Consider the following 26305-nt stretch of genomic DNA (forward strand, 5'->3'; position numbering starts at 1 on the left):
AGCACAACCTCGGCCTGACCTGCGACCCGGTGGGCGGGCTGGTGCAGATTCCGTGCATCGAGCGTAACGCCATGGCGTCGGTGAAGGCGGTGAATGCGGCGCGCATGGCGCTGCGTGGCGACGGCGCTCACTATGTGTCGCTCGACTCCGTCATCAAGACGATGCGCGAGACCGGCGCCGACATGAAGACGAAGTACAAGGAAACGGCTCGTGGTGGTCTGGCGGTGAATATCGTCGAGTGCTGATGGGAATGTGAGCCTGGGCTTCAGGTATTGAGAGAAAGCCGCATGGTGAGAGCCATGCGGCTTTTTTATTTTCGTGCATTCCTTCGGTAATTGCGCTCGCGTCCTGCTTTAATCGGGCGCTTCCCAAACCCGAACGGCTCGCATCCCGAGACAATTGGCCACTTTGACGGTCAGTCGGCGGGGACCGGTGCGATATCCACCGGCAATCCGATCCACGGAGGTGTGCGATGCGAAGCAAGCAGGCGGGGGTCTTTCTCATTTCGGCAACGATTGCCGTCGCGGTGGTCGGGATGCTGATCACATTCTGGGGCGTCAATTACTCGCGGCAGATGCGCACCGAAAAAGCCGAACGAGTCGGTGAAGCATTAAAGGCGATCGGAAACGCGGTGGACACCTTTGCAGTTCGGTACCACGCAGATATCCATCGAGTATTCGATAACCCCAGCGAAACATTTTCAGTCAACGGTATTGAATTCAAGCACACGTTGGCAGACAACACCTACGACGAAGATCACCTGGGCAATCTCTCCGCTCAAAACCTGATCAAGGCGCTACAGCTTCCGGGTGTCAGCAGCCGTCCGCCGAGCGGCGTGGGGGAGTATGCGATTCGGGTTTACCGGGCGTGCAGCGGGACACCGAAAATCTGCCAGGTCCGCACGCTGGCGTTCCTGACCGAACCGATGAAGCGCACCTATTCGTCCGAAACGGACTTCGATTTCGCCGCGACAGCCGCGCGCAGGATCGGCGCGGCGGGCGGCGTGTCGCAGCAGGACAAGCCGCAGAATTTCCGGTTTATCGACGAAAAGGACAGCCCGGTGGTGGTGAAGAATCCGCGGAATGTCGCGGGTCTCATTGCGATCCGGGGCGGGGCGCAGACCGATAATCTCAATCTCAACGTCAAGCGGGACGGTTCGTTGCCAATGACGGGGAATCTGAATATGTCGGGCAAGGATGCGCGTGGCAACGACGCGCAGCACAGCATCGAGGGCGTCAAGGACATCACCGGGTTCGGGCAGCTCAAGATGGATGCACTGGAAATCAGGAAAGGAGCGAAGATCTCCGGAAAACTGAATCTCGAGAATGAACTGAACCTGACGAAGAACGACATCGTCGGGGCGCGCGATATTCGCGGCAGCGGAGAACTCGTGATGAACTCCCTGTCGGTCAAGGACGCCAAGATCGACGGGACAATCACGGCGAAAAAGGGGGCCAGGCTTGAGGGCGAACTGAATATGTCGGGGAACAAGATCAAAGGCGCGAAGACGGTGGAGGCCGGAACCGTAACGGCGTCAGGCAACCTCAAATCGGGCAAAGGTCTCGTTGAGTTGGACGACAACGTCAGGGTCGGGGATATGTGCAATATATGGGGGCTCGGGCGCGATAACGATGGTCGGGTCGTGTCTTGCCAGCGCGAGAAGCAGAACTCGGACGTGAGGCGATGGAAGCTCTCCAGCAGCCCGCAGACCGTGAAAGAGGTACCGGTCGCAATTCGCGAGGAGATTGAAAGATTGGTCCGAACGGGGGAAGGCTGGACGATGCACCTGTTCGACATCGTCCCGAGCCCGGCCTCGTCCTATCCGGCGAATACCTATTACGCCAGGAATCCGTATTACTTAACGAAAGTATGGAGCGGCAAGCTCATGGCTTGTGGGGTCGTTCCGTGGTCGCTACGGTTTGAGAGCAACGACAAAACGCCCATCGCATCGCTGGGCCGACGCTATGTTGTCGGAACGAGTTCCGAACGCCTGGCCTGTCTTTTCAAGGGACGCGCCAACGTAATTCTCGAGGCTTATGACTGGACATGGGGAACGATGGGGGGGACGCCGGGAGACGACGATCGCTGGGGGAAGTCTCTCGGGCATACGCGAAATCCGATAGCGGTCTATGACGACAAGCACGCCGAGTTCAAGCCCATACTGGAGTCCTTGATGTTGAACCTCTCCGCACAGCAGGCGAGGCCCGACGATTGGAGTCGGCAGGACGTTGTTGTGGGGAAGCGGTGGTTCTACAAACTTCCGGTCGTCGTCGATCGTGCATTGTCGTGCGAAGTCACGGACAGAGGCGGAGCGACGTACAGCTTCTTGTCCACGGGCGAGGACCCCCGAACCGGGAGCCCGAGGGTTAGCGGCAGCGAGCGCAGTGTGGAATTGGCTTGCTCATTTGCGGACGGGCGAGATATGGCGGCTGAACAGTTCAAGCGCTGTGACACCCACTGCTTGCGAGTACGAAATTGACGCCCATCTGATTGCGTACGCGTATGACGAACCTACGCGCGCAGTCACCAGCATTGACCATGACCTCACCCATCGGCCGTCGCTCGTCATATGACAGTCACATTCCTCCCCTACACTACGCCTCGATGTCTCCTTGCCTTGTCTTTGAGCCGCCCGGCCTGCGCCGAGCGGCTTTTTTATTGCGTCTCGTCCGAATGCGCCGGTAAGTCAGTGGGAATCGGCGCAAAGTGCTGCGGCAGACCGTTTTGCCGGCCCAATCCTTGAGATTCTCCTCGTCCTGCTCCTCATTCCCGGGGAGCCGACAAGTGGTTGCGACAGGAGACATCATCCATGGAAAGCTGGCTCAAACCGATGGTCGACGCCGTTGGCGGCGTGTTGTCGGGTTATCCCCTTGTGATCGCGCTGCTCGGCGCGGGCGGCTATTTCACGTTGCGCTTCGGCGCGATTCAGTTCCGGGCATTCGCGCATAGCGTGCGGCTGTTGCGCACGTCGGGTGCCACGTCCGGCATCTCGCCGTTCCAGGCGTTCGCCACGGGTCTTGCGAGCCGCGTCGGCACCGGCAACATCGCGGGCGTGGCCGTGGCGCTGACCATCGGCGGCCCGGGTGCGATTTTCTGGATGTGGATGACGGCGTTGCTCGGCATGGCGTCGGCATTCGTCGAGTCGACCCTCGCGCAGATCTTCAAGATTCCCCATCGCGACAACACCTTCCGAGGCGGTCCGGCGTATTACATCCAGCTCGGCCTCGGTTCGCGCCGCTTCGGCATCATCTTCGCCATCGCCTTGCTGTTCACGTTCGGCTTCGCGCTCAACTCGGTGCAATCGCATTCGATTGCCGAAGCGCTGGAGGCATCGTTCGGCTGGGAACGACAGTGGATCGGCATCACGCTGGTGTTGCTGACGGCGCCGATCATCTACGGCGGTGTGCGACGCGTGGCACGCTTTGCGCAGTGGATCGTGCCCGTGATGGCGGTGGCTTACCTCGGCCTCGCCGTGTTCGTGTGCCTCGTCAATCTCGACCAGATTCCGGGGATGATTTCGACGATCTGGCGTCACGCGTTCGGGCTGGAGCCGGCGGCGGGCGGTATCACCGGCTACGCCGTGGGTCAGGCGGTGCTGATGGGGGTCAAGCGCGGCCTGTTTTCCAACGAAGCGGGCATGGGCAGCGCGCCCAATGCGGCGGCAGTGGCGACGACACGGCATCCGGTGCAACAGGGGTTGATGCAGATGCTCGGCGTGTTCTTCGACACCATCGTCGTGTGTTCTGCCACCGCCTTCATGATCCTGCTCTCAGGTGAATTCGTGCCCGGTGCGGCACCCGAAGGCGCGGTGCTCACGCAACGCGCGCTGGCCGCGCACTTTGGAAATTGGGCAGTGATTTTCACGGGGCTGACGGTGTTCTTCCTCGCCTACTCGAGTGTGCTCGGCAACTACGCCTATGCAGAAGTGAACATGGATTACATGACGCGGCGTCCGTGGTGTCTTCACATCTTCCGTGCGCTGGTGTTGCTGGCCGTGATGCTGGGTTCCGTGGCGAGCCTGCCACTGGTCTGGAGTTTCGCCGACGTCGGCACCGCGTTGATGGCGTTCATCAACTTGATCGCCATCGCGATGCTGATGCGGTACGCGCTGGTGGCGTGGCGTGACTATCAGTCGCAGCGAAAGGCCGGCGTGGTCGAACCGGTGTTCACCCGCGACGCGATGCCGCCCGACATGCGCGATCGTCTGCCGAAGGATGTCTGGTAACGCCTGCGACGCAATGTCGTGACGGCAATGCGGCACAAAAAACAAGGGCCGGTGAGTCATCCTCACCGGCCCTTGTCGTTTGACGTTTCGATGCCCGCAGACGTGCGGGCAGCCGTCGGTCGCTTACTTGCCGCCGACCGTCTCCAGCACGGTCCACTTGCCGTCGACCACCTTGTACAGCGTGATCGAACCGTACTTCAGATCGCCAACGCTGTCGTATGCCAGTTCGCGCGTGGTCACGCCGGGCATGCTCGTCTTGGCGAGCGTGGGCAGGTACTTGGCCGGATCCGTCGAGTTGGCTTTCTTCATGGCCGACATCATGGCCATTGCGCCGTCATAGGCGTACGGCGAGTACGTTTCCGGTGCCGAGCCGAACTTGGCCTTGTAGCGCGACTCGTAAGCGGCGCCGCCGGGCATCTTGTCGAGCGGCAGGCCCGCGAGCGAGACGACCGAACCGTTGGCGGCATCGCCGGCGATCTTCAGGAACGCATCCGACTTGACCATCTCGCCGGCCATCAGCGTGCTCTTCATGCCGAGCTCACGCATCTGCTTGGCGAGCGGGCCGGCTTGCGCGTCGGCGCCGCCGTAGAAGATCATGTCGGGGTTGACGCGCTTGAGGTTGGTCAGAATCGCGCGGAAGTCCACGGCCTTGTCGTTCGCGAATTCGCGACGAACGATCTTGCCGCCCGCAGCCTTCGCCGCCTTCTCGAACTCGTCGGCCAGGCCCTGGCCGTAAGCGGTGCGATCGTCGACGATGGCGATGTTCTTGAAGCCCAGCTTCTTCACGGCGAACGTGCCGACGACCGAGCCCTGCTGGATGTCCGAGGTCATCATGCGGAAGGTCGTCTTGAAGCCTTGCTTGGTGTATTCCGGGGCCGTCGCCATGGCGATCTGCGGAATGCCGGCCTGCGCGTAAATGCGCGATGCCGGGATCGTCGTGCCGGAGTTGAAGTGACCCAGCATGCCCTTGATGCCGTTGTCGACCAGCTTCTGCGCGACCAGCGAACCCTGACGCGGATCGGCCTGATCGTCTTCGGCTTGCAACACGAACTTCACCGGCTTGCCGTCGATGGTCGGCTTCGTGGCGTTGTACTCGTCAACAGCCAACTGAATGCCGTTCTGCATGTCCTTGCCGTAGTGGGCCTGGGCGCCCGTGAGCGGTGCAGCAAAACCCAGCTTCACTTCCTGCGCCGTTTGTGCGCCGGCGGTGCCGAACGCGAGCAGTCCCGCCATGGCGACTGCGCTGAGCGTAAGCTTCGATTGCATCAACCCTCTCCTTGCATGTGTATGTCGTTGAGTGGCGCGCCTTCGGGATCGCCGCGACGCGCCTTTTTTGGATCAGAATGCCGCACGCACCTGACGGGTCGGCCGGTGGCGGCATGAATCGCAATCAAACGCATAATGCGTCCGACGCGGCAGTATTGGATGGCTGCGCGCGCCGGTCAAGAGGGACATATTCCGATAGAAGGTGCTACTGGCTTATGGCGAAGGTTGCGCCGTCGGGGTCCCGGTATCACCCGATCCGGCGATCGGGCCTTGCTGGATCTGGCGCAGGGCCGCCTCGGCGGCGTCGTAGCGGGCCAGAACGTCGGCCGACGGGGCCTGGCCCAGACGGCTCACGACGATGAGCGCGAGGCCGCCCAGGACGAAGCCCGGCATGATCTCGTACAGCCCGAACCAGCCGAACTGTTTCCAGACGAGCACGGTGGCCGCCCCCACGACAATGCCTGCCAGCGCCCCGTTACGGGTGACGCGCGGCCACAACAGCGTGGCGAGTACCAGCGGACCGAAGGCGGCCCCGAAGCCCGCCCAGGCGTAGCTCACCATGCCGAGCACCCGGCTGTTCGGGTCGAGTGCGAGCAACACGGCCACCACGGCGACCGCCAGCACCATGCCGCGGCCGATCCACACGAGCCGACGCTGGCTGACCGGCCCACGCGCGAACGTCTTGTACAGGTCTTCCGTCAGCGCACTGGCACAGACCAGCAACTGGCACGACAACGTGCTCATCACGGCCGCCAGAATGGCCGCCAGCAGCACACCCGCCAGCCACGGGGTGAACAACTGCGTCGTGAGCGCAATGAAGATCGTTTCCGGGTTCGCCCCGACGCCGCCGCCGAATTCCGGGCGCGCGCTGTAGAACGCCAGCCCGAAGAAGCCGACTGCCACTGCACCGGTCAGACACAGCACCATCCAGGTCATGCAGATGCGGCGCGCCTGCGGGATCGCGGCCGCCGAGCGCGAGGCCATGAAGCGCACGAGGATGTGCGGCTGACCGAAGTAGCCCAGGCCCCACGCGAGCATCGAAATCACGCCGATGGGGGCGAGATCGCCGAGCCAGTCGGTGTGCGTGGGGTGCACTGCGGTCACGGCCGCGACTGCCGCCGCGGGGCCGCCGTCGATGGTGATGACGGCGATCGGCGTGACGACCAGCGCGGCAAACATCAGCGATGCCTGCACCGTGTCTGTCCAGCTCACCGCCAGGAAGCCGCCGATGAACACGTAGGCGATCGTTGCCACGGCGCCGATCCACAAGGCGGTGTGATAGTCGAGGCCGAACATCGTCTCGAACAGACGCGCGCCGGCGACCACCCCGGACGCGCAGTAGATCGTGAAGAAGACCAGGATCACGAGCGCCGTGACGATGCGTAGCACGTGGCTGTCGTCGCGAAAACGCTGGGTGAGGTACTCGGGCAAGGTGAGGGCGTTGCCGCAGACTTCGGTGTGCACGCGCAGGCGCGCGGCCACCAGACGCCAGTTCGCCCATGCACCGATGGCCAGCCCGATGGCGATCCAGACGCCCGACAGGCCGCCGACGTAAATGGCACCCGGCAGTCCGAGCAGCAACCAGCCGCTCATGTCGGACGCCCCCGCCGAGAGCGCCGTGACGAAACTGCCGAGGCGACGCCCGCCGAGAATGTAGTCGGAAAGATTGTTGGTGGACCGGTAACCGAGCCATCCGATCACCAGCATGAGCAGCAGATAGACGGTAAACGACACCGCAGTGGGGTTCCAGAGGGACATGTAGCCTCCTTGAGCGGCGGCGCGGCGCACGTCCGGCCTGTCTCCCGGCATGACGAAAGCGGCAGTAACGCGCAACGACGACCGCGAAAGCCAGCGAAAACGGCGTGCTGGCGCGGGTTAACCGCGCGAAGGCGGTGAGACGCGTTTTATGTCGGGGGAGGGCGGGACGATACCCCGAAAGCGTCCCCAGCGCTTTGCTACGGAACTTGCGGTAGGGGTAGGAAAGAAGGCGTCAAGGCGAGGCAAACGGGGTGAACCGGCACCGACACGTTGCCCCATCGGTGACCCGACGCGTCACCGGATATGTCATCCGTTGCCATCCGTTCTCATCCGCTTTCATTCGCTTTCATTCATTAACGCACTGTGGCCGCCGTTCCCCGATATGCCGGGGAACGGCGGCCACAGTACCGGGCGTTGCGGTGAGGGTCGTGACGGCGGCGCCGGGGGGCGCTGGCGCGTGCCGTCAGATTTAGGACGATTCCGGTGAGACGCGTCGCGAAATCTGACGACCGTCGCCGTGCCGTTCGATCAACCGATGGTCATGAGGTTGGCGTTTCCGCCGGCCGCTGCCGTGTTGACCGACACCGAACGCTCGCACAGCAGACGCTCCAGAGCGTAGTCGTCACCTGCCGCAAGCGCCTCCGGTGCGAGGCCCTGCGTCGACAGGATCGGGCCGTTGCGCACGGCGACACGTCGGTTCAGGGCGAGCAGCTCATCGCTGTCGCCTTCGAACAGTACGGCGGCGAGCGACGGCTCGTTCGCCGCGTCGGTCCCGGCGGCCAGCACCGAGGCGCGGGCCTTCAGCGCGGCGGGCAGGGCGCTCACCAGTTCGCGGGCGGCGGCGCTGTCGGAGAAGACGGCGTTGTTGCCCGTGGCGAGTACCGCCGCCAGTTGCGTGCGTGCGCCGAGCGGCGTGGCGGCCACGCACAGCACCGGGCCGCGCGGCTCGAGACCATACGTGTTGCGCTCACCGGTCGGGCCCGGCAGCACGGCCATCGCGTCGAGTGCCGACGTGGCCAGATAACGGTCGACGCGATCGATGGCCGGGGCGCTGTCCGATTGCTCGCGCAGCCAGTCGCGATAGCTGACCAGCGGGGAGAGGGCCGCGTCATTGCGGTGGAGTTCCGGCGCCAGCGCTGCCGGACGCGTCGCCAGCAGACGCGGCAGGTACATCGGACCGCCAGCTTTCGGACCTGTCCCAGACAAACCTTCGCCGCCGAACGGCTGTACGCCGACCACCGCACCGATCACGTTACGGTTCACGTAGACGTTGCCGACATGCGCACGCTCGGTCACGTAGGCGATGGTTTCGTCGATGCGCGTATGCACGCCGAACGTCAGGCCATAGCCCGTACCGTTGATCTGATCGAGCAGCTTGTCGAGTTGCGCCCGCTTGAAGCGGATGACGTGCAGCACCGGGCCGAACACTTCGCGTTGCAGCGCCTTGAGGTCGGTCAGCTCGATGAGCGTCGGCGGCACGAACGTGCCGTGACGGGCGGTGTCCGGCAGCGTCAGCTGCTCCACCGGGAAGCCCTTGGCGCGCATCTGCTCGATGTGACGGCTGATGCCGGTCTGCGCTTCGGCGTCGATCACCGGACCGACGTCGATCGACAGGCGATCCGGGTTGCCGATGGCGAGCTCCTGCATCGCGCCCTTGAGCATGTGCAGCGTCTTGTCTGCGATGTCGTCCTGGAGGCACAGCACGCGCAGCGCCGAGCAACGTTGACCGGCGGAATCGAACGCCGACGCGAGCACGTCGTACACGACCTGCTCGGGCAGCGCCGACGAGTCGACGATCATCGCGTTCTGGCCGCCGGTCTCGGCGATCAGCGGAATCGGACGGCCGTTGGCGTCGAGTCGTTCGGCCAGCGTGCGCGCAATGATGCGGGCGACTTCGGTCGAACCCGTGAACATGACGGCCTTCGTGCGGGCATCGGCCACCAGCGCCGCGCCCACCGTTTCGCCCGTGCCGGGCAACAACTGAAGCGCGCCGGACGGCACGCCAGCAGCCTGCATGAGACGCACGGCCTCGGCGGCGATCAGCGGCGTTTGTTCGGCCGGCTTGGCGATGACCGGGTTACCGGCGGCGAGGGCTGCGGCGACCTGACCGACGAAGATCGCGAGCGGGAAGTTCCACGGGCTGATGCACAGCACCGGACCCAGCGGGCGGTGCGTGTCGTTCGAGAAGCCTTGACGGATCTGCGCCGCGTAATAGCGCAGGAAATCGACGGCTTCGCGCACTTCGGCCACGGCGTTCGGCAGCGACTTGCCCGCTTCTCGCACGCACAGACCCATGAGCGTGGGCATATGCGCTTCGAGCAGATCGGCAGAGCGCATCAGGCAGTCGGCGCGTTCCTCGACCGGGGTGGCCTGCCAGATCGGCGCGGCGGCCACGGCATGGGCGAGTGCGGCTTCGACGTCGGCCGACGTGGCCTCGATGACCTGACCCACGGTGTCGCGCAGGTCGGCCGGGTTGCGCACGGCACGCGGCGTGCCGGTGGTGCGTTCACCGTCGGCGAGCATCGGGGCGGCGCGCCACGGGGTACCGGCGCTGGCGAGCAGTGCCGACGACAACGACGCGAGGCGGTGTTCGTTGGAGAGATCGAAGCCCGACGAGTTGGCACGCGAGGTGCCGTAAAGATCGCGCGGCAGCGGAATCTTGGCGTGCGGAGCGCCGAGCGGTTGCACCTTCTCGGCTTCGGAAATCGGGTCGGCGATGAGTTCGTCGACGCTGACGGTTTCGTCGGCGATCCGGTTCACGAACGACGTGTTGGCCCCGTTCTCGAGCAGACGGCGCACCAGATAGGCGAGCAGCGTTTCGTGCGTGCCGACCGGCGCATACACGCGGCACGGACGTGCGAGCTTGCCCGAGGCGATCGGCCCGACGACTTCCTCGTACAACGGTTCGCCCATGCCGTGCAGGCACTGGAACTCGTACTGACCGGGGTAGTAGTTGTTGCCCGCGAGGTGATAGATCGCCGAGAGGGTGTAGGCGTTGTGCGTGGCGAACTGCGGATAGATGGCGTCCGGCACGGCGAGCAGCTTCTTCGCGCACGCCAGGTACGACACGTCGGTGTAGATCTTGCGGGTGTAGACCGGGTAGCCCTCGAGGCCGTCGACCTGCGCACGCTTGATTTCCGTGTCCCAGTAGGCGCCCTTCACCAGACGAACCATGATGCGGTGACGGCTGCGGCGCGCCAGATCGATGATGAAGTCGATCACGAACGGGCAACGCTTCTGATACGCCTGCACCACGAAGCCGATACCGTTCCAGCCGGCCAGTTCCGGATCGAAGCACAGCGCTTCGAGCAGATCGAGCGAGATTTCGAGGCGGTCGGCTTCTTCGGCGTCGATGTTCAGGCCGATGTCGTAGGAGCGGGCCAGTTTGGCGAGCGCCTGCACGCGCGGCAGCAGTTCGGCGACGGTGCGCTCGTGCTGGCTGCGCGAATAGCGCGGATGCAATGCCGAGAGCTTGATCGAGATGCCCGGGCCTTCGTAGATGCCACGGCCTGCCGAGGCTTTGCCGATCGCCTGAATGGCTTGCTCGTAGCTCGCGTAGTAGCGCTGGGCGTCTTCTTCCGTCGTCGCGGCTTCGCCAAGCATGTCGTAGGAGTAGCGGAAGCCCTGGGCTTCGTACTTGCGGCTGTTGGCCAGCGCTTCGGAGATGGTTTCCCCGGTCACGAACTGTTCGCCCATCAGGCGCATGGCGATGTCCACGCCCTTGCGAATGAGCGGTTCGCCGCCACGGCCGATCAGGCGTGTGAGCGCCTTGGTCAGACCGGCTTCGCTGGTGGTCGTCACGAGCTTGCCGGTGATCATCAGGCCCCAGGTGGCGGCATTGACGAACATCGACGGCGAGTTGCCCATGTGGGCGTGCCAGTCGCCTTTGCTGATCTTGTCGCGGATGAGCGCGTCGCGCGTGGCCTTGTCGGGAATGCGCAGCAGGGCTTCGGCCAGGCACATGAGCGCCACGCCTTCCTGGCTGGAGAGCGAGAATTCGTGGATCAGGCCTTCCACGCCGCCGCCGGTGCTCTTGCCGCGCAGCGCGACAACCAGCTTGCGGGCGAGGTCGGACGCCAGCGTGGCCGTCGACGGCGCCAGCTTGGCCTGCCCGACGAGCACGGGCACGCATTCCGGCTCCGGACGACGATAGGCCGCCGTGATCGCGGCGCGCAACACCGACTGCGGTTGCACGTTCTGGGCGAATTCGAGGAACGGATGCGGCACGGTGTCGTCGCCCGCGTGGCCGTCGATCACCTCGGTGCCCGACTGGGTTGCACCACTGAGTTCGGGCGGCAGCGCACCGCTCTCGATGCGTTCGAGATAGGCGAAGATGGCCTGCTTGATGAGCCAGTGCGGGGTGCGCTCGATTTGCTGGGCGGCCGTTTTGAGCCGTGTGCGGAGGACGTCGTCGACCTTGACGCCAAGCGTGGTGTTAGCCATGGAAGGGTTACCTGATGACGCAAAAACGTGACACCCATAGCGGGTGAATGGCGGCATCGTAACCGGCTTTATGACGGGGTGCAACCAGCGTCAAAATTCGGGTTGCACCTTGCGGGTGCGCGGCGTGGCGGCGAAGGGATTGGCGCCGGCCCCGGAGCCTAGTCCGGGGCCGGGCGGGTTACTTCTGGTCAGTGCCGTAGGTCTTGCCGAGGTATTCGGAGATCAGTTTCACCTGATCTTCCGGGATCGGCGCACCGTACACCTTCACCATCTTCGTGACTTCCGCGCTCCAGAACGCCGCCGGCATCGGCGGTTGGGTGTTGACGTAGTCGACCGAGTGACACATCACGCACCAGGCGTTGGCCGACTGGTAACCGGCGAGCGTCGACGCCTTGAGTTGCGACGTTTCCTGCGGCAATTTGATCTCGAGGGCATGCGCCGGGGCGGCGGCGAACATGCCGCTGAGGCCGAGCAGCACGGCGGTGACGCTCGCAAACCTGGATACGTTCATGATCGTCCCCCCTCTCACGCCGCGACCACGCGAACGGTTTCGACCCCGTTGCGCAGATAGCCGGCCGGATTCCACAGCGATTGCAGCGGTTGCGTGACCCCTGCGCGATTCGTCGCCCGCACTTTCAGAACAAACTCGCCGGGCTGGGGCGGCGTGAAGCTCGCCGTCCACTCGCGGAACGAGTATTTCGACAACTCTTCGCCCAGCTTGGCGGCCTGCCACGTCTGGCCGCCGTCGGTCGAGAACTGCACCTCGCGAATCCCTTCGCCGCCGTCGAACGCGATACCGCGCACGCGCAGCGCCTTGCCGGCCGCCACCTTCTGGCCGTCGGCATGGCTGGTGATGAAGGAGCGCACGGTGAAGCGGCCGATGGGCCTGGTCTTCTCGGGTGCCTTGCCCGGCTCGACGCAATTGCAGTCGTTGTCCGGAATCCGGTAAGCGGTGGACATCCAGAAGCCGTCGAACACCTTGTCGACGACGTTGATGTCGGCCAGATGCTTCACCCAGTACGTGCCGTAATAGCCGGGCACGACCAGTCGCACCGGGAAACCGTTGAGCATCGGCAAATCCTTGCCGTTCATGGCGAAGGCGATCATGACCTCGCCGTCCATGGCGTGATCGATGTCGAGCGCCTTCACGAATTCGGGCGTGGCCGGCACGATCGGGCGGTCGAGCCCTTCGAAGGTGACCTGTTTCGCACTCGACGCCACACCGGCGCGTTCGAGAACGCGCTTGAGCGGAATGCCGCGCCAGCGTGCGTTACCCATGGCGCCATTGGCGATCTGTCCGCCACCGACGCGCGGCTCGAAGAAGCCCCGGCTGTTGCCAGAACATTGGTGGACGGCCACGAGTTCGACCGGCGCGCCGAAGTCTTTCTTGAGCGACGCGAGCGAGATCTCGAGCGGCTTGGTGACGCTGCCGCCCACGCGAATGCGATGTTTGGCCGGATCGATATCGGTCGGAATGCCCGCAAGGTGGTAACGCACGAAGAACGCGTCGTTCGGCGTGATCAGGCCTTCGTTGAAGATCTCGAACGGCGTTTCCAATTGCGGCGGGCGTGCCGTCAGCCGGATCAGCGGACGCTTCTGCGGATACGCGACCAGTTCGCGCTCGCCATTCGCAAACGGCAACGTGACCGTCTGCGGTGCGGCCGCAGCGGCGAAGACGTCGAGTGCGCGGCCCGCGAGACTCGCGCCCACACCCAGGGCGCCGGCACGTCGCAAAAAGCGACGGCGCGAGACCTCGCCCAGCGGGGATTCGGCGGGCGACTCGGAGAATGCGTATTCGGGCGGGAGGGCGGGGGATGCGGCAGATGCAGCAGTATGTGGCGCCGTGGGGGTGGCGCTCCGGTCGTGCGACTTCATCGGATGTCTCCTGTAGGACTTCTTATCGTGCAGATGACGTGAACCGTTCGTCGTGCGGCGTTCGACTTATGGCCGCATCGTCGGAGATTCTGGTGATGTTGTCAAATTTCCGGAACGTTATATACCGATTTATATTTCGAGGGGATCGACTTCGAGGTGCCAGCGCACGGGGGCCTTGAGGGCCCGCAGTTCGGCCATCCAGTGGGCGAGAAAGCGTTGCAGCGCGCCGCGATGCGGGCTTTCGACGACGAGTTGCGCGCGATCCGTGCCTGCGATCCGGACCATCGTCATCGGCACCGGGTCCCAGAGCGAGATGCGCGGATCGTTCAGGGCCGGAGTCGCGGCGATGTCGCGGGCTTGCTTGAGGAACGTCATGGCGTCGTCGAGCTTGCGGGCCTCTGCGCGCAACAGGGCCTGATGCGTGAACGGCGGCAGCAGTGCCACGCGCCGCTCCTCCAGTTGCTGCGCGGCAAAACCCGGATAGTCGTGACGCATGAGCGACGCGAACAGCGGGTGAGACGCGTAGCGTGTCTGAATCAGCACGTCGCCCGGGCCGTCGGCGCGCGCGGCGCGCCCGGCCCGGCCGGCGACCTGCATCAGTTGCGCGAAGAGCCGTTCGGCCGCCCGGAAGTCGTGTGAGAAGAGGGCGCTGTCGGCGTTGACCACGCCCACGAGCGTGACATTCCGGAAGTCGTGGCCTTTGGCCACCATCTGCGTGCCGATCAGGATGTCGACTTCGCCCGAGTGAACTTGCGCGAAGAGCGCCTGCGCACTGCCTTTGCGCCGCGTGCTGTCGGCGTCGATGCGGGCGAGGCGCGCTTCCGGGAAGTGCTCGGCGAGCGCTTCCTCGATGCGCTGCGTGCCGCGCCCAAGCGGCGCGAGATCCAGGTTGCCGCAGTCGGGGCAGGCGTGCGGAATGCGCGCTTCGGCGCCGCAGTGGTGGCACCGCAGGCGGCGCTCGGGTTTGTGCAGCACCATGTGCGCGCTGCATCGGCGGCAGTCGCTGATCCAGCCGCAGGCGTCGCAATTGAGGACGGGCGCATAGCCGCGGCGGTTCAGGAACAGCAGGCTTTGCTCGCCCGCTTCGAGCCGGGCGCGCAGGGCTGCGAGCAGAGGCTGCGACAGCCCCTCGTGCACCACGCGCTGACGCTTGCGCTCGATCTCCATGTCGATGAGCGAGACACGCGGCAGGACGGCGTCGGGCGTTGCCCGCTCGGGCATGGCCAGGCGGACGTAGCGGCCTTGCTCGGCGCGACGCCAACTGTCGAGCGACGGCGTGGCCGAACCGAGCACGACCGGAATGCGCAGCCGGTTCGCGCGCCAGATGGCGAGATCTCGCGCCGAATAGCGCAGACCTTCCTGTTGCTTGTACGAGGGGTCGTGTTCCTCGTCGACCACGATGAGACGCAAGTGCGGCAGCGAGGCCATGACGGCCAGCCGCGTGCCGAGCACGATGCGGGCTTCTCCGCGATGGGCGGCGAGCCAGTGCCGGGCGCGCTCGCCCTCGGCCAGTCCGCTGTGCAGGGTGACCAGCGTTTCGTTGGGGAACCGGGTCCGAAAGACGCCTTCGAGCTGCGGCGTCAGATTGATTTCCGGCACGAGCACGAGGACTTGGGCGTCGCGCTCGCGCAGCGCTTCGGCGACGGCGCGCAAATAAACTTCGGTCTTGCCGCTGCCCGTCACGCCGTAGAGCAGGAACGGCGCGCACGCAGGCACGTCGGCGGTTAGCGCGCCTTCAGAGACGGAGGAGGCGACGGAAGAAGCGACGGAAGCGGGGTCGAGGCGTTGCGCGCCGGCAGCGTCGAGGGCGTCGTGGATGGCGGCGACGGCGTCGGCCTGACCGGCGGTCAGCGTCCGGGCGGCGTGCGGGACGCCGTCGTTCGTGTCGGCGGAGGCGAAGGCATCCGCGTCCGGCGACGGCGCGCCATCGCCGGACGCGTCCGCATCATCGGCATCCTCGACATCGACGCCTTCATCGGCATCACGCACGGCCTCATGGAACGGCACGGTCTCGACCACGACCCATCCGGCAGCGGCCCACTGCTTGAGGACGTCGGCGGCCTTCGCACACAGCGTGCGGGCTTCGTCGGCATCAAGCGTGCCGGCCTGCGCCAGTCCCTCGGCCAGACGCCGTTGGGCGCGTAGCCGGGCGGGCACGTTTTCCATGAGCGTGGCGAGCGCGCCGTCGGCGATCCGGTAACGCTGCACGCCACGTTGGGCGAGCAGTCGCGGCCAGCGCATCGGCGTGCGCAGGTGGCCCGGCACGGCGGGGAGCGCCACTTCACCGATGCCGCGCTGGTAATAACGCGACGCGAACTGCATCAGGTCTCGCCATTCGTCGCCGAGCGGCGGCAATTCGTGCCAGACGGTTGTCACTTCCCGCAACTTGGACGGGGCGACTTCGCTGCGCTGCGTCAATTCCCAGACGACACCCACGACTTGTCGTCGTCCGAACGGCACCTGGACCAATTGGCCGGGGCTCGCCGCCTGATCGAGACGGTAGTCGAACAGGGTGAGCAGTGGCGTATCGAGGGCCACGCGGGCGATAGTGGGCACTCCGGTACGCGGTGCGTCGACCGGAAACAAGGCATCGTCGGGCGATGCGGAAGACGGTTCGGACAGATCGTCGGCGCGGGTCAAACTTAAAGTGAATCCTGAGAAGTTTCGGTAAACCCCGGATTTGAGTCGGCTTTCCGGTGGGGGTGAAACGCTTGTGGATAACTATGTTGAGAACTGTGGGGATTACCGCTCGCCGGCCATGTCCCACGGCCCTCCCGCCGCGTCCTGCCCTGACTTTGCCTTAATCAAAAAAGCTTTTTGATCAATAGCTTATGAGCAACGTCGCAGGCTTGCTGTCAGACCCTCCCACTTGCGGCGGCGCAGCGAGAATTTGTGTATAAGTCTTCGGGACAACTCCGCAAATTGGAGGGGTTATTCAGTTGCGGTGTTCTTGACATTCTTCGCTTTAAACAGCGATTGCGTTTGCAGGGCATTTCGCCTTGCGAACCCGCGTCATCGCTTGTCGGCGAGACGGATTAGGCCATCTGGCGCAGCTTCCGGCTATAGCTGTGGACCTCATCGACGAGCGCCGCAACGTGCTGGGGTTGCGTGAACTGCGAGATGCCATGTCCCAGATTGAACACGTGGCCTGGTGCATTGCCATAGGCGTCGAGCAGGCGGCGGGCTTCCTTGCGGATCGCCTCGGGCGACGCAAACAGGGCCGTCGGGTCGAAATTGCCTTGCAGTGCACAACGGTCACCGACGCGACGGCGTGCGGCGGCGAGATCGACCGTCCAGTCGAGGCCGATGGCATCCGGGCCGGTGTCGGCGATCGCTTCGAGCCACTGGCCGCCGCCCTTGGTGAAGACGATGTGCGGAATACGGGCGCCGTCCCACTCGCGATGCACACCGGCGAGGGCCTTTTGCATGTACGCCAGCGAGAAGCGCTGGTAGAGCCCGTCAGCGAGGGCGCCGCCCCACGTGTCGAACACCATCACGGCCTGCGCACCCGCTTCGATCTGCGCATTCAGATACGCCGAGACAGCGCGGGCGTTGGTCTCGAGGATGTGCGTCATCAGGTCGGGACGCTCGTACATCATCGTCTTGACCGTGCGGAAGTCCGACGACCCGGCACCCTCGACCATGTAGCACGCGAGCGTCCACGGGCTGCCGGAGAAGCCGATGAGCGGCACGCGGCCGTTCAGCGCACGGCGGATTTCGCTCACGGCGTCGAACACGTAGCGCAGGCTGTCGAGATCCGGCGCCTGCAGACGGCGCACCTCGGCTTCGGTGCGCAGCGGATGCGCAAAGCGAGGGCCTTCGCCGGCTTCGAACGACAGGCCGAGGCCCATCGCGTCGGGGATCGTGAGAATGTCCGAGAACAGGATGGCCGCGTCGAGCGGGAAGCGCTCCAGCGGTTGCAGCGTCACCTCGGTGGCGTAGGCGGGGTTCTTGGCGAGGGCCAGGAAGCTACCGGCCTTGGCGCGGGTGGCATTGTATTCGGGCAGGTACCGGCCCGCCTGGCGCATCAGCCAGATCGGCGTGTACTCGGTCGGCTGGCGCAGCAGGGCGCGCAGGAAAGTATCGTTTTGCAGAGCTTGGGACACGTCGCAGCGGTGGGTTGGATGGTTTGAGCAAGCGGCCATTTTACTCGGGTATCCCGCGCCCGGTCCGTTTGCAGGCTGTTATGCCGCACATAAGCCGCCGGGCGCCCGGCGCATGCGTGCCCGACGGGTGGCGATTCGTCGGAATGCACGTCGATCGGTCCGCCCGGGTTGGCGGCGGGCGAGTGTGTGATTAGTATCTGGCCTTACGCGCTGCGTCGGATAGCGCGCCCAAGCCTCATCCATAAAACGACATCGGAACACTCAGGAGACAAGCATGACAGTCATGAAGACGGCCGCCCGCGCGGTTCTCATGGCGGGCGCGGCATTCGCGCTTTCCGCCGCTTCCACCGCCTTCGCGCAATCCAGCCCCGGCCCGGCCGTCCACTCGAAGCTCGACGACATCGTGAAGTCCGGCACGCTGCGCGCCTGCGCGACGGGGGACTACAAGCCCTATTCGTACCGCCGTCCCGACGGTCAGTTCGAAGGCATCGACGTGGATCTGGTGGCGTCGCTGGCGAAGTCGCTGGGCGTGAAGCCGGTGATCGTGCCGACGACCTGGAAGGGACTGATGGATGACTTCACCGCCGGCAAGTGCGACATCGCCGTCGGCGGCATCTCGGTCACGCTCGACCGCGCCGCACGGGCGTATTACAGCCGCGTGGTGATGATCGACGGCAAGTCGCCGATCGTGCGCTGCGCCGACGTGTCGAAGTACCAGACACTCGCCGACCTGAACAAGCCCAGCACGCGCGCCATTGCCAACCCGGGCGGTACGAACGAACGTTTCGCGCGTCAGTACCTGCCGAACGCCACGCTCACGATCTACCCCGACAACGTGACGATCTTCCAGCAGATTGCCGACGGCAAGGCCGACGTGATGGTCACCGATTCTTCGGAAACGCTGCTCCAGCACAAGCTCAATCCGGCGCTGTGCCCGGTCAATCCCGACAAGCCGTTGCAGTTCGGCGAGAAGGCATATCTGCTGCCGCGCGGTGACGACATCTTCAAGCACTATGTCGACCAGTGGCTGAATCTCGCCCAGAAGACCGGCGAGTATCAGGCCGTCGTGGACAAGTGGTTGAAGTGACGTAGCGGTGTGACGCGGTCAGGGCGGCCTTCGAACCTTGCCGACCTGACCGTGAGTGACTGCGCTTCAGGCCAGCCAGTCGCGCAGCCGTTGTGCGGCGTCGTGCATCACGAGTCGTGCCTGCGGCACGAACGGTTGCAGGCGCGCGAAGCTGTGCGTCAGGCCGGGGGCGGGAATGACTTCCGCCCGTCCGCCAGCTTGCGCGACGAACCGGGCGTAAGACACCGCTTCGTCATGCAACGGGTCGTATTCGGCGGCGATGACCAACGTGTTCGGCAGCGGATGCCGTGGTGCCTGCGCCATCAGATTGACCCGGACGTCATCGGCCGACGGTTCGGTTCCCCCGAGAAATTCCTTCCAGTACCAGCGCATCTCGTCGCGCGTGAGGCCCACGCCGTCCCCCAGACGCTCGTAACTCGGCGTGTCGAACCGGTATTGCACGACCGGATAGATCAGCAGTTGCGCGCCGACGACGCCCGGGTGCTGATCGTTGAACCACGCGGCCGCCTGCGCCGCCAGGTGCCCGCCTGCGCTGTCCCCGGCAACCGCCAGCCGATCCTGGCTGAGACCCAGCCGTGCGCGTTGTCCGGCGGCCCAGGCGAGGGCGTCGCGCGCGTCGTCCACCGGCGTCGGGAACGGGTGCTCCGGGGCCAGCCGGTAATCCACGCTGAGGACTGCCACGTCGCCGTCCTGTGCGAGGAAGGCCGCCAGCGTGCCGTGCGTGTCGACGTCACCCACGACCCAGCCGCCACCGTGGAAGTACACGACGAGCGGCACTTCACGACCGACCGGGCGGTAGAGTCGCGCGCGAAGACTGCGACCCTGCAACGGAATGTCGAACGTCTCGCTGCGCAGGCCGGCCGGCAGCGGGCGCAGCGCCTCGACGGCAACGGTGGCGAACCTGGCGCGCACGTCTTGCGGCGTTTGTGCGTTGGCGGGTTCGGGGTACTTGCGCGCCATTTGGTCGTAATAGGCGAGTAGATCGGCGTCGATGGTCATGTCGGCAGCGGCGGTTGGCGTGTCACGGGTGGAAGGGACAGTCGTTTTGTTTTTCGGGAACGGCGAGCGAGCCTATCGGCCGGCCAGCAAGGCGTTGCCACCCTGCATCTGCCAGCGCTGATGTTCGATCTTGACGCAGCGATCCATCACGACATCGAGCCCGGCCGCCAGCGCCACGGCGGCGGCCTCGTCGTTTTCGATACCCAACTGCATCCACAAACTGTTCGCGCCGATGGCCACCGCGTCGTCGGCAATCGGCGGGATATCGCCGCTGCGGCGAAAGCAGTCGACCATCTGAATGCGCAGCCCTTCGGCGCGCAGGGCATCCGCCGCTTCGGTCAGGCTGGCGTAAACGGTTTCGCCCAGGATCTTCTCGCCCGAGTCGGCGGCCTGCGGATTGATCGGCACGATGCGGTATCCATGCTGCTGCATGTAGCGCGAGGTGGTGTAACTCGGACGGTCGGGGCGCGGCGACAGGCCGACGACCCCGATCACGCGGTCACGCGCCAGTATCTGCCCCAGACGTTCAATGGTTTCCATTCGGATGCGGCCCGGAAGCGACCCGAACGCGATGCATCAGGGCCGGTGCTGTGGGTGGACGAATCTCGGCTTATGGTGCGTTGCAGACACCGGAAGCGGCGCACCCGCGGATGACGGGCGGCCACTTTGTTGCCACGCACAAAGAATGAAGTTAGCACATTGACGTACTCGGTGTGCAAGGCGCCCGCGCGGCACGTAGACGAGGGGGCTGATGCCCGAGGCGGGAAACGCCATCGTCCGGCGCATTTCCAAAGCGAACCAATGGACGAACCTTTAGGCGTACAAGGTACTCAGGATAACGAACCAAGTGTCGGTTTTCGTGTCACTCACGATGCCCTTGTCGGGTAAGGGGGAGCGGCGTTCGCGAGTGCCGTGCGGGGCGTCAGGTGTTACAACCTGAAACACTTTGTTACCCCTCCCGCTATACGTTTCCCACACAATGCATCTCAACGCTGATGTGCTTATCCCCCGGTAACACAGCAGCGCGACTGTATCGGCAAAAGCGTCCCCCGGCGCGATTTGCAAGGTGGTTCGATGCAGTGCTCCGAATCTGGTCTCCTCGCGCTAACCCCGTAGCGTGTGGTTTTGGCGGGCCCGTGTGTCCCGCCATTTTTTTTGCCTGCTTCGACCTACATCTTTCCTCATCCGTCTCCCGACATGTCGACGATCACGCGCGACATGATTCGCCCTCCGAGTCATTTCCGGAAATCGATTCACCCCTGCGTAATTTCTCGCGACTCGCGTTCGCTTTTGTTCGTCGCCCGTGCGTGGGTCCGTCGGCGCGAAACTACCGCGTGGCCCGAAGCCACGGTTTGAGCCATCCGAGACCTGCACGCGTTGCGCCCTGCGGACGATATTCGCACCCCACCCAACCGGCATAGCCGAGTTCGTCGAGCAGACGGAACAGGAACGGATAGTTCACTTCCCCGGTGTCGGGCTCGTGTCTCGCGGGCACGCCTGCGACCTGCACGTGGCCGATGTTGCCGATGTGCTGGCGCAGCTTGACCGCGAGATCGCCCTCGACGATCTGGCAGTGATAGGCATCGAACTGCACCTTGAGGTTGCTCGCGCCCACCGCCTCGCGAATGGCATGTGCCTGGTCCTGGCGCGTGAGGAAGTAGCGGGGAAAGTCGCGCGGGTTGATCGGCTCGATGAGGATCGTGACGCCGTGCGCGGCGGCCTGGCCGGTTGCGTAGGCAAGGTTCTCGAGAAAGACTTCGCGGCAACGTTCCGGCGATTGCGACGTGTCCGGGCAGCCGGCCATCACGTGCAACTGACGGCAGCCCAGTGCGTCGGCGTAATCGAGCGCGAGTTCGATGCCGTCGCGAAACTGCGCTTCGCGACCGGGCAGGGCGGCGAGCCCGCGCTCACCGCTCGCCCAGTCGCCCGCAGGCGTGTTGAACAGCACCTGCGTGAGACCGCCGTCGTCCAGCCGTGAACGGATCTCCTGCGCCGGATGGTCGTACGGGAACAGGAATTCCACGCCCCGGAAGCCGTCGCTTGCAGCCTCGCGAAATCGATCCAGAAACGGCACTTCCTGATACAGCAGGGTCAGGTTCGCGGCAAATCGCGGCATGGGATTCTCCGTCGCCCAAAGCGGGCGGGGCAGGTGGACGTATGTCCGTCACGATATCACTCCCCGTCGATCTGGGCCGCCGCCACGCTGCGCAACTGGAAGCGGCCGTCGTCGTTGAAGAGCCATGTCTCGACCGCCCGTACGCGCCCGCTGCTGTCGACCAGCGCACGGCTGGGCGCGGGCAGCGGACTCGCCCGGCGCAGGCTCGCCACGGCGATGCGCTCGGCCTCGTGATCGCCGTTGCTGCGATAGAGCAGCACGCTCGTCACGTTGCCGTTGCGATCCACCCAATACTCCAGCGACACCACCGAGCGCAGCATCGGCTGGGGATTGCCGGGCGTGATCTGCCGCGCGTTGACCTCGGTGACGCGTTTGGCCGCCACGACCTTGTACTGGTCAAGCGCCGTGGGCGGCGCCGGTGCGGACAACAGATTGAGGATGAGCGGCTTCCTGGGCTCGAAATCCGGGTTGGCACACCCGGCGATCCCGGCGGCGACGAGCATCACGAGAACCCTCATGACGAGGGGGCGCCGCCCGGCGGCCGATATCGCCGACGGGCCAAGGGAAGGTTGCGTTTTCATGCAATGTCTCCCGCAACGTTCGCGACACGCTTCTTGTTGTTCACGTCCTCGTGTGCGGCGCGCGGCTTCGATGTCCGCGCGCCGTGGGCACTGCCTTGCCGTCGTCAGTGCGCGCGGGTGCCGTAAGACCAGTTCGGCATCAGGGTGTTGGACGGCAGGTTTTCATCCTGCAACTTGCGTGCAGTTTCAATCCCGGCCACCGGCAGGCCGGTCGGGTCGAGCAGGCCGATCTGTACCAGCACGCTCGCCTGATCCCAATAGATGTGCTCGTGCTCGAGCTTGCCGCCGCGGAACCGCACGATCGCGACGAGCGGAATCTCGACGCGACGTCCCGTCGGCGCCACGCCCGGCAACATCCAGTCGACCGGGGTCGTATGCGTGAAGCAGAACAGCAACTCGTCGACGAGCTGCGTCGCGCCGATCGTGCGCGAGATCGGAATCAGCGTCGTGTCGGGCGGATTGCTGTTGACGAAATGATTGCGGTAGAAGTGCGCCAGTTGCTGGTGACCCACCCCGCCGGTCATCGTCGGAATGTGATTGACGTAAGGCTCGGCGACCATCGTCTCCATGAGCGGGTCGATCTCGCGAATGGCGAATTCGTAGGCGCAATGCGTTTCCCAGAGCGACGCAAAGTCGAAATGCGGCCCGACGGCATGGCGCAGCGCGGCGATGGTGCGCTGATGCGCGAGTTGCGTAGCCGCGCGATCGAAGTGATCGCCGGGACGAGCAAAAGCGTGGTCAGCATCGGGATACGTGTAGAGCGTAACGTTGGCGTGATCGCCCAGACGCTGCGTGAGCACTTCACGCACCTCGGCCGGGGCGTGCTTGTCGCACTCGGCCATGTGCAGCACGAGGGGCGGGTGTTCGCCGGCGAGTTCGTCGACGTGCTGCTCCAGGCCCACGCCGTAGTAGCCGACGGCTACGTCGGCACTCGTTCGCGTGACGGACAGCGCCGCGAGCTTGCCGCCGAGGCAGTAACCCACCACGCCGACGCCACCGACGCATTCGGGCAACGCGCGCAATGCGTCGACGCTCGCGCCGACGTCTTCCATGCCGAGATCCACATCGAAGCTCTGGAACAGCGCGAACGCACGTTGCCAGTCGCCGGGCGAATTGCCCAGTTCGATACCTGGCTCGATGCGCCAGAACAGGTCGGGGGCGAGCACTACGTAGCCCTCTTCGGCGTATCGGTCGGCAAGTTCGCGAATGTAAGCGTTCACGCCGAAGATCTCCTGACACAGCACCAGTCCCGGGCCCTTGCCTTCACCTTCGGGAAGCGCCAGGTAGGCCTGAAAGGTCTTGCCGTCGCGCGAGTTGATGCTGATGAAGCGTCCTGCCATGTCACTCTCTCCTCAAAAACCGGATCGGGCGACGTACCGCATGGCGGCCAGGTCAGTGGCCGACATACTTGCCAGATTAGGCGGCATCGGCGCGTTTCGCAGCGCGGTTAACACGTAGAGCGGCCCGCCGGCCCGCGCGTAGCACGGGAGGCGCTGCGTAGACTGGGGTACGTCGAACGATGGGTGAAGTTAACGATGAAGCATCCGACGAAAACCAACACGAAAATCCAGCAAAAATCGGACAACCATTCGAACGAAAAGCAGATGAGGCGCGGCGCTACGGAACGGGGGTGCTGCGGTGACGGTCCTTCGGTAGCGGCATCTGACGATACCATGCATACTCGGAGCGCACGCGCCAGGCGCGACTCACGATGTACGACGTCGCCCGGAGCGCTTCTCGCAACACTGAATGGAGTGACCATGATCACCGTGTATCACAACCCGCGCTGTTCGAAGTCGCGCGAAGCATTGGCCCTCGTGGAAGGGTCGCCCGACGTGGGCGGCAGCGATCTGCAAATCATCGAGTACCTGAAGACGCCGCCGACGGTGGCTGAACTCAAGCGTCTGCACAAGCTGCTGGGTGTGCCCGTGCGCGACATGATTCGCAGCAATGAGGCCGAGTATGCAGAGCTGGGGCTGGCCGACGCGTCATTGAGCGACGATGCGCTGCTTGGCGCCATTGCGAAGCATCCGAAGCTGCTTCAGCGTCCTATCGTCGTGAACGGTGACAAGGCCGTGATCGCGCGTCCGCCGGAACTGGCGAACAACGTCTTGTAATCAGGGAAATTGGCAGGGCTGGCGGGCGCCGGGGAATCGCCGGATCAAGCGGATCAAGCGGATCAGGCGCGTCGCATTGCGCGGCGCGCCCGGCGATCCGATTATCCGTGGGCGGCGCTATCCTTGCCCGGACCGGTTTCGGGCGACTCGGCGTTGGCCGCTGCCGCTTGCGCAGCGGCCGAGCCGAAGACTGGCGTGTCGGCGTTGGCCGTCAGGCCGGCACCCTGCCAATCCGGCAACGCCGCCAGTGTCTTTTGCTGCTCGCGCAGCTCGGCAAGCATGTTGCAGAAGAGCGCGCCCTGCTCGAGCGCGTCGTCGAGCGCCACGTGCGTGTGCGGCAACGGATCGAGCCAGACCTGCGGCAGGCGCGGCTTGATGCACTTCCGGTACGGCATGCCGGTCATGGCGAAGGCGAGCGTCTTGATGTCGAGCGCCGACCACGAGAACGGGCAACGTCCGACGAAACGCATCATGTACCAGAACATGAATGTGAAATCGAAGCCGGCCGGATACGCCACGAAGACCGGTTTGCCCGGCAACTTCTCCACCCACTTCACGTAGGCCTTGAGCGCCTTGGCCGGATCTTCCGGGTCGACGCGGCACGCGGCCCACGCCTCCGGTTCCGACTTCCACCACTTCATCGTCAGCGGATGCCCCTTGGCGTCGGGCAGGCATTCGAGATTGGCACTGAACGTGCCGATCAGCTCCTTGTCGGCCGTGTACGCCGCCGACGCGAAACTCAACATCGAATGCGGACCGGGGATGGGGCCGTCGGCCTCGACGTCGGTACTCACGAAGATTTCTTCGTCGACCGGAATGATGCGCGACGGGGTGCGGGAGACGGCTTCGCTCATGCGACGCCTCGCGCGAGAACGGCATCGGCGACATACGGGTTGGTCTGGCGCTCCTGCCCGAAGGTAGAGACCGGGCCGTGACCCGGGATGAAGGTCACGTCGTTGCCGAGCGGCCAGAGCTTGTCGCGGATCGACGCGATCAGGTCGGCATGGTTGCCACGCGGGAAATCGGTGCGGCCGATGGAGCCCGCGAAGAGTACGTCGCCCACGCTCGCCAGACGCTCGTCTTTCGAGAAAAACACGACATGCCCCGGCGTGTGCCCGGGGCAATGGAACACGTCGAGCGTAATGTCGCCGAAGGTGACCGTGTCGCCTTCGCCCAGCCAGCGGTCGGGCGTGAACGGCTCGGGTTCCGGGAAGCCGAAGCGCGCGCTTTGCGCCTGGAGCTGATCGATCCAGAAGGCGTCGTCCGGGTGGGGCCCCTCGATAGGCACGTCGTATTTTGCCGCCAGCGTACCGGCGCCGCCGCAATGGTCCAGGTGGCCGTGCGTCAGGAAGATCTTCTCGAGCGTCACCCCCTGGCGCTCGATCTCGCCCGCAATCCGGTCGATGTCGCCGCCGGGATCGACCACGGCGGCACGTTTCGTCGCATCGCAAACGAGCAAGGTGCAGTTCTGCTGGAAGGGCGTGACAGGAATCAGAGTGACGTTCATGAGGTTTCGGGGACGCGGTTTTTGTCTATTGTAATTCGGGGCGGGCAGGGCTCGCCCGGGGCGGTGCCGCAGGCGGCGTGTCAGGCCGCGCTGGAAAGTGTCTGAACGCGCCTCGGCAAGTGCCGCCCGGGCCGCCCGGGAGGCATCCGCCTGGCTCGGCGTAACGCTTTGTAAACAAGTCTCGGCATGTAAGTGAACGCTCGCTGATAGGTTGATTTTGACGAC

19 protein-coding genes are annotated in these 26305 nt (G+C 64.8%); 5 read left to right on the plus strand and 14 right to left on the minus strand.

What is annotated here, in order from left to right:
* The 3 genes from ABWO90_RS14075 to ABWO90_RS14085 form a co-directional block, all read left to right on the plus strand.
* On the plus strand, nt 1-245 hold a 245-nt coding region (locus ABWO90_RS14075; protein WP_353191852.1), incomplete at its 5' end, for an L-serine ammonia-lyase, iron-sulfur-dependent, subunit alpha.
* Between the two features lie 227 nt (nt 246-472).
* Nucleotides 473-2479 (plus strand): hypothetical protein, encoded by a 2007-nt coding sequence (locus ABWO90_RS14080; RefSeq protein WP_353191853.1) that lies wholly within the window; start codon nt 473-475, stop codon nt 2477-2479.
* Between the two features lie 330 nt (nt 2480-2809).
* Nucleotides 2810-4225 carry an alanine/glycine:cation symporter family protein gene (locus ABWO90_RS14085; protein WP_502922613.1) on the plus strand — a complete coding sequence of 472 codons (1416 nt, stop codon included), beginning with the start codon at nt 2810-2812 and terminating at the stop codon, nt 4223-4225.
* 123 nt (nt 4226-4348) lie between these two features.
* Here the strand turns inward: ABWO90_RS14085 and ABWO90_RS14090 are convergent, their stop codons facing one another.
* From ABWO90_RS14090 to hemE, 7 genes are all read right to left on the minus strand, one after another.
* Nucleotides 4349-5491, minus strand: a complete 1143-nt coding sequence (locus ABWO90_RS14090; RefSeq protein ID WP_353191854.1) for a branched-chain amino acid ABC transporter substrate-binding protein — start codon at nt 5489-5491, stop codon at nt 4349-4351.
* 213 nt (nt 5492-5704) lie between these two features.
* Nucleotides 5705-7249 (minus strand): sodium/proline symporter PutP, encoded by a 1545-nt coding sequence (putP, locus tag ABWO90_RS14095; protein ID WP_353191855.1) that lies wholly within the window; start codon nt 7247-7249, stop codon nt 5705-5707.
* Between the two features lie 528 nt (nt 7250-7777).
* Nucleotides 7778-11692, minus strand: a complete 3915-nt coding sequence (gene putA, locus ABWO90_RS14100; protein ID WP_353191856.1) for a trifunctional transcriptional regulator/proline dehydrogenase/L-glutamate gamma-semialdehyde dehydrogenase — start codon at nt 11690-11692, stop codon at nt 7778-7780.
* Nucleotides 11693-11870: 178 nt separating this feature from the next.
* On the minus strand, nt 11871-12203 hold the full coding sequence (gene sorB, locus ABWO90_RS14105; RefSeq protein WP_353191857.1) for a SorB family sulfite dehydrogenase c-type cytochrome subunit: 333 nt from the start codon (nt 12201-12203) through the stop codon (nt 11871-11873).
* 14 nt (nt 12204-12217) lie between these two features.
* A complete protein-coding gene (gene sorA / locus ABWO90_RS14110; RefSeq protein ID WP_353191858.1) occupies nt 12218-13567 on the minus strand; it encodes a SorA family sulfite dehydrogenase catalytic subunit in 1350 nt (449 codons plus the stop codon).
* Between the two features lie 129 nt (nt 13568-13696).
* The gene (locus ABWO90_RS14115; RefSeq protein ID WP_353191859.1) at nt 13697-16207 is read right to left on the minus strand and encodes a primosomal protein N'; all 2511 of its coding nucleotides are present in this window, start codon (nt 16205-16207) and stop codon (nt 13697-13699) included.
* 395 nt (nt 16208-16602) lie between these two features.
* Nucleotides 16603-17712: a uroporphyrinogen decarboxylase gene (gene hemE / locus ABWO90_RS14120; protein WP_502922614.1), complete on the minus strand. Its 1110-nt coding sequence runs from the start codon at nt 17710-17712 to the stop codon at nt 16603-16605.
* A gap of 235 nt (nt 17713-17947) precedes the next feature.
* On the opposite strand from hemE, the gene ABWO90_RS14125 reads away from it, so the two are divergent.
* A complete protein-coding gene (locus ABWO90_RS14125; protein ID WP_502922615.1) occupies nt 17948-18760 on the plus strand; it encodes a transporter substrate-binding domain-containing protein in 813 nt (270 codons plus the stop codon).
* A 66-nt stretch (nt 18761-18826) separates the two neighbouring features.
* Here the strand turns inward: ABWO90_RS14125 and ABWO90_RS14130 are convergent, their stop codons facing one another.
* The 5 genes from ABWO90_RS14130 to ABWO90_RS14150 all read right to left on the minus strand — a co-directional run bounded on the left by ABWO90_RS14130 (nt 18827) and on the right by ABWO90_RS14150 (nt 23796).
* The gene (locus tag ABWO90_RS14130; RefSeq protein WP_353191861.1) at nt 18827-19759 is read right to left on the minus strand and encodes an alpha/beta hydrolase; all 933 of its coding nucleotides are present in this window, start codon (nt 19757-19759) and stop codon (nt 18827-18829) included.
* 72 nt (nt 19760-19831) lie between these two features.
* Nucleotides 19832-20299 carry a CoA-binding protein gene (locus tag ABWO90_RS14135; protein WP_353191862.1) on the minus strand — a complete coding sequence of 156 codons (468 nt, stop codon included), beginning with the start codon at nt 20297-20299 and terminating at the stop codon, nt 19832-19834.
* 787 nt (nt 20300-21086) lie between these two features.
* On the minus strand, nt 21087-21875 hold the full coding sequence (otnI, locus tag ABWO90_RS14140; protein WP_353191863.1) for a 2-oxo-tetronate isomerase: 789 nt from the start codon (nt 21873-21875) through the stop codon (nt 21087-21089).
* 56 nt (nt 21876-21931) lie between these two features.
* Entirely contained in the window at nt 21932-22456 is a 525-nt protein-coding gene (locus ABWO90_RS14145; RefSeq protein WP_353191864.1) for an energy transducer TonB family protein, read from the minus strand.
* Between the two features lie 104 nt (nt 22457-22560).
* Nucleotides 22561-23796 (minus strand): dienelactone hydrolase family protein, encoded by a 1236-nt coding sequence (locus tag ABWO90_RS14150; RefSeq protein ID WP_353191865.1) that lies wholly within the window; start codon nt 23794-23796, stop codon nt 22561-22563.
* Nucleotides 23797-24216: 420 nt separating this feature from the next.
* Between ABWO90_RS14150 and arsC the strand changes: the two genes are divergently transcribed.
* Entirely contained in the window at nt 24217-24573 is a 357-nt protein-coding gene (gene arsC, locus ABWO90_RS14155) for an arsenate reductase (glutaredoxin) (RefSeq protein ID WP_353191866.1), read from the plus strand.
* A gap of 101 nt (nt 24574-24674) precedes the next feature.
* On the opposite strand, the gene ABWO90_RS14160 is transcribed toward arsC, so the two are convergent.
* Together ABWO90_RS14160 and ABWO90_RS14165 are read right to left on the minus strand one after the other, a co-directional pair.
* Nucleotides 24675-25427: a 3'-5' exonuclease family protein gene (locus ABWO90_RS14160; protein ID WP_353191867.1), complete on the minus strand. Its 753-nt coding sequence runs from the start codon at nt 25425-25427 to the stop codon at nt 24675-24677.
* Complete coding sequence (locus ABWO90_RS14165; RefSeq protein ID WP_353191868.1) at nt 25424-26080, minus strand: MBL fold metallo-hydrolase; 657 nt, start codon at nt 26078-26080, stop codon at nt 25424-25426. Before ABWO90_RS14165 ends, ABWO90_RS14160 begins: the two co-directional genes overlap by 4 nt.
* Between the last annotated feature and the right edge of the window lie 225 nt (nt 26081-26305).

Origin of the sequence: Pandoraea pnomenusa (genome assembly GCF_040391475.1) — a bacterium.
Classification (GTDB): Bacteria; Pseudomonadota; Gammaproteobacteria; order Burkholderiales; family Burkholderiaceae; genus Pandoraea; species Pandoraea pnomenusa_C.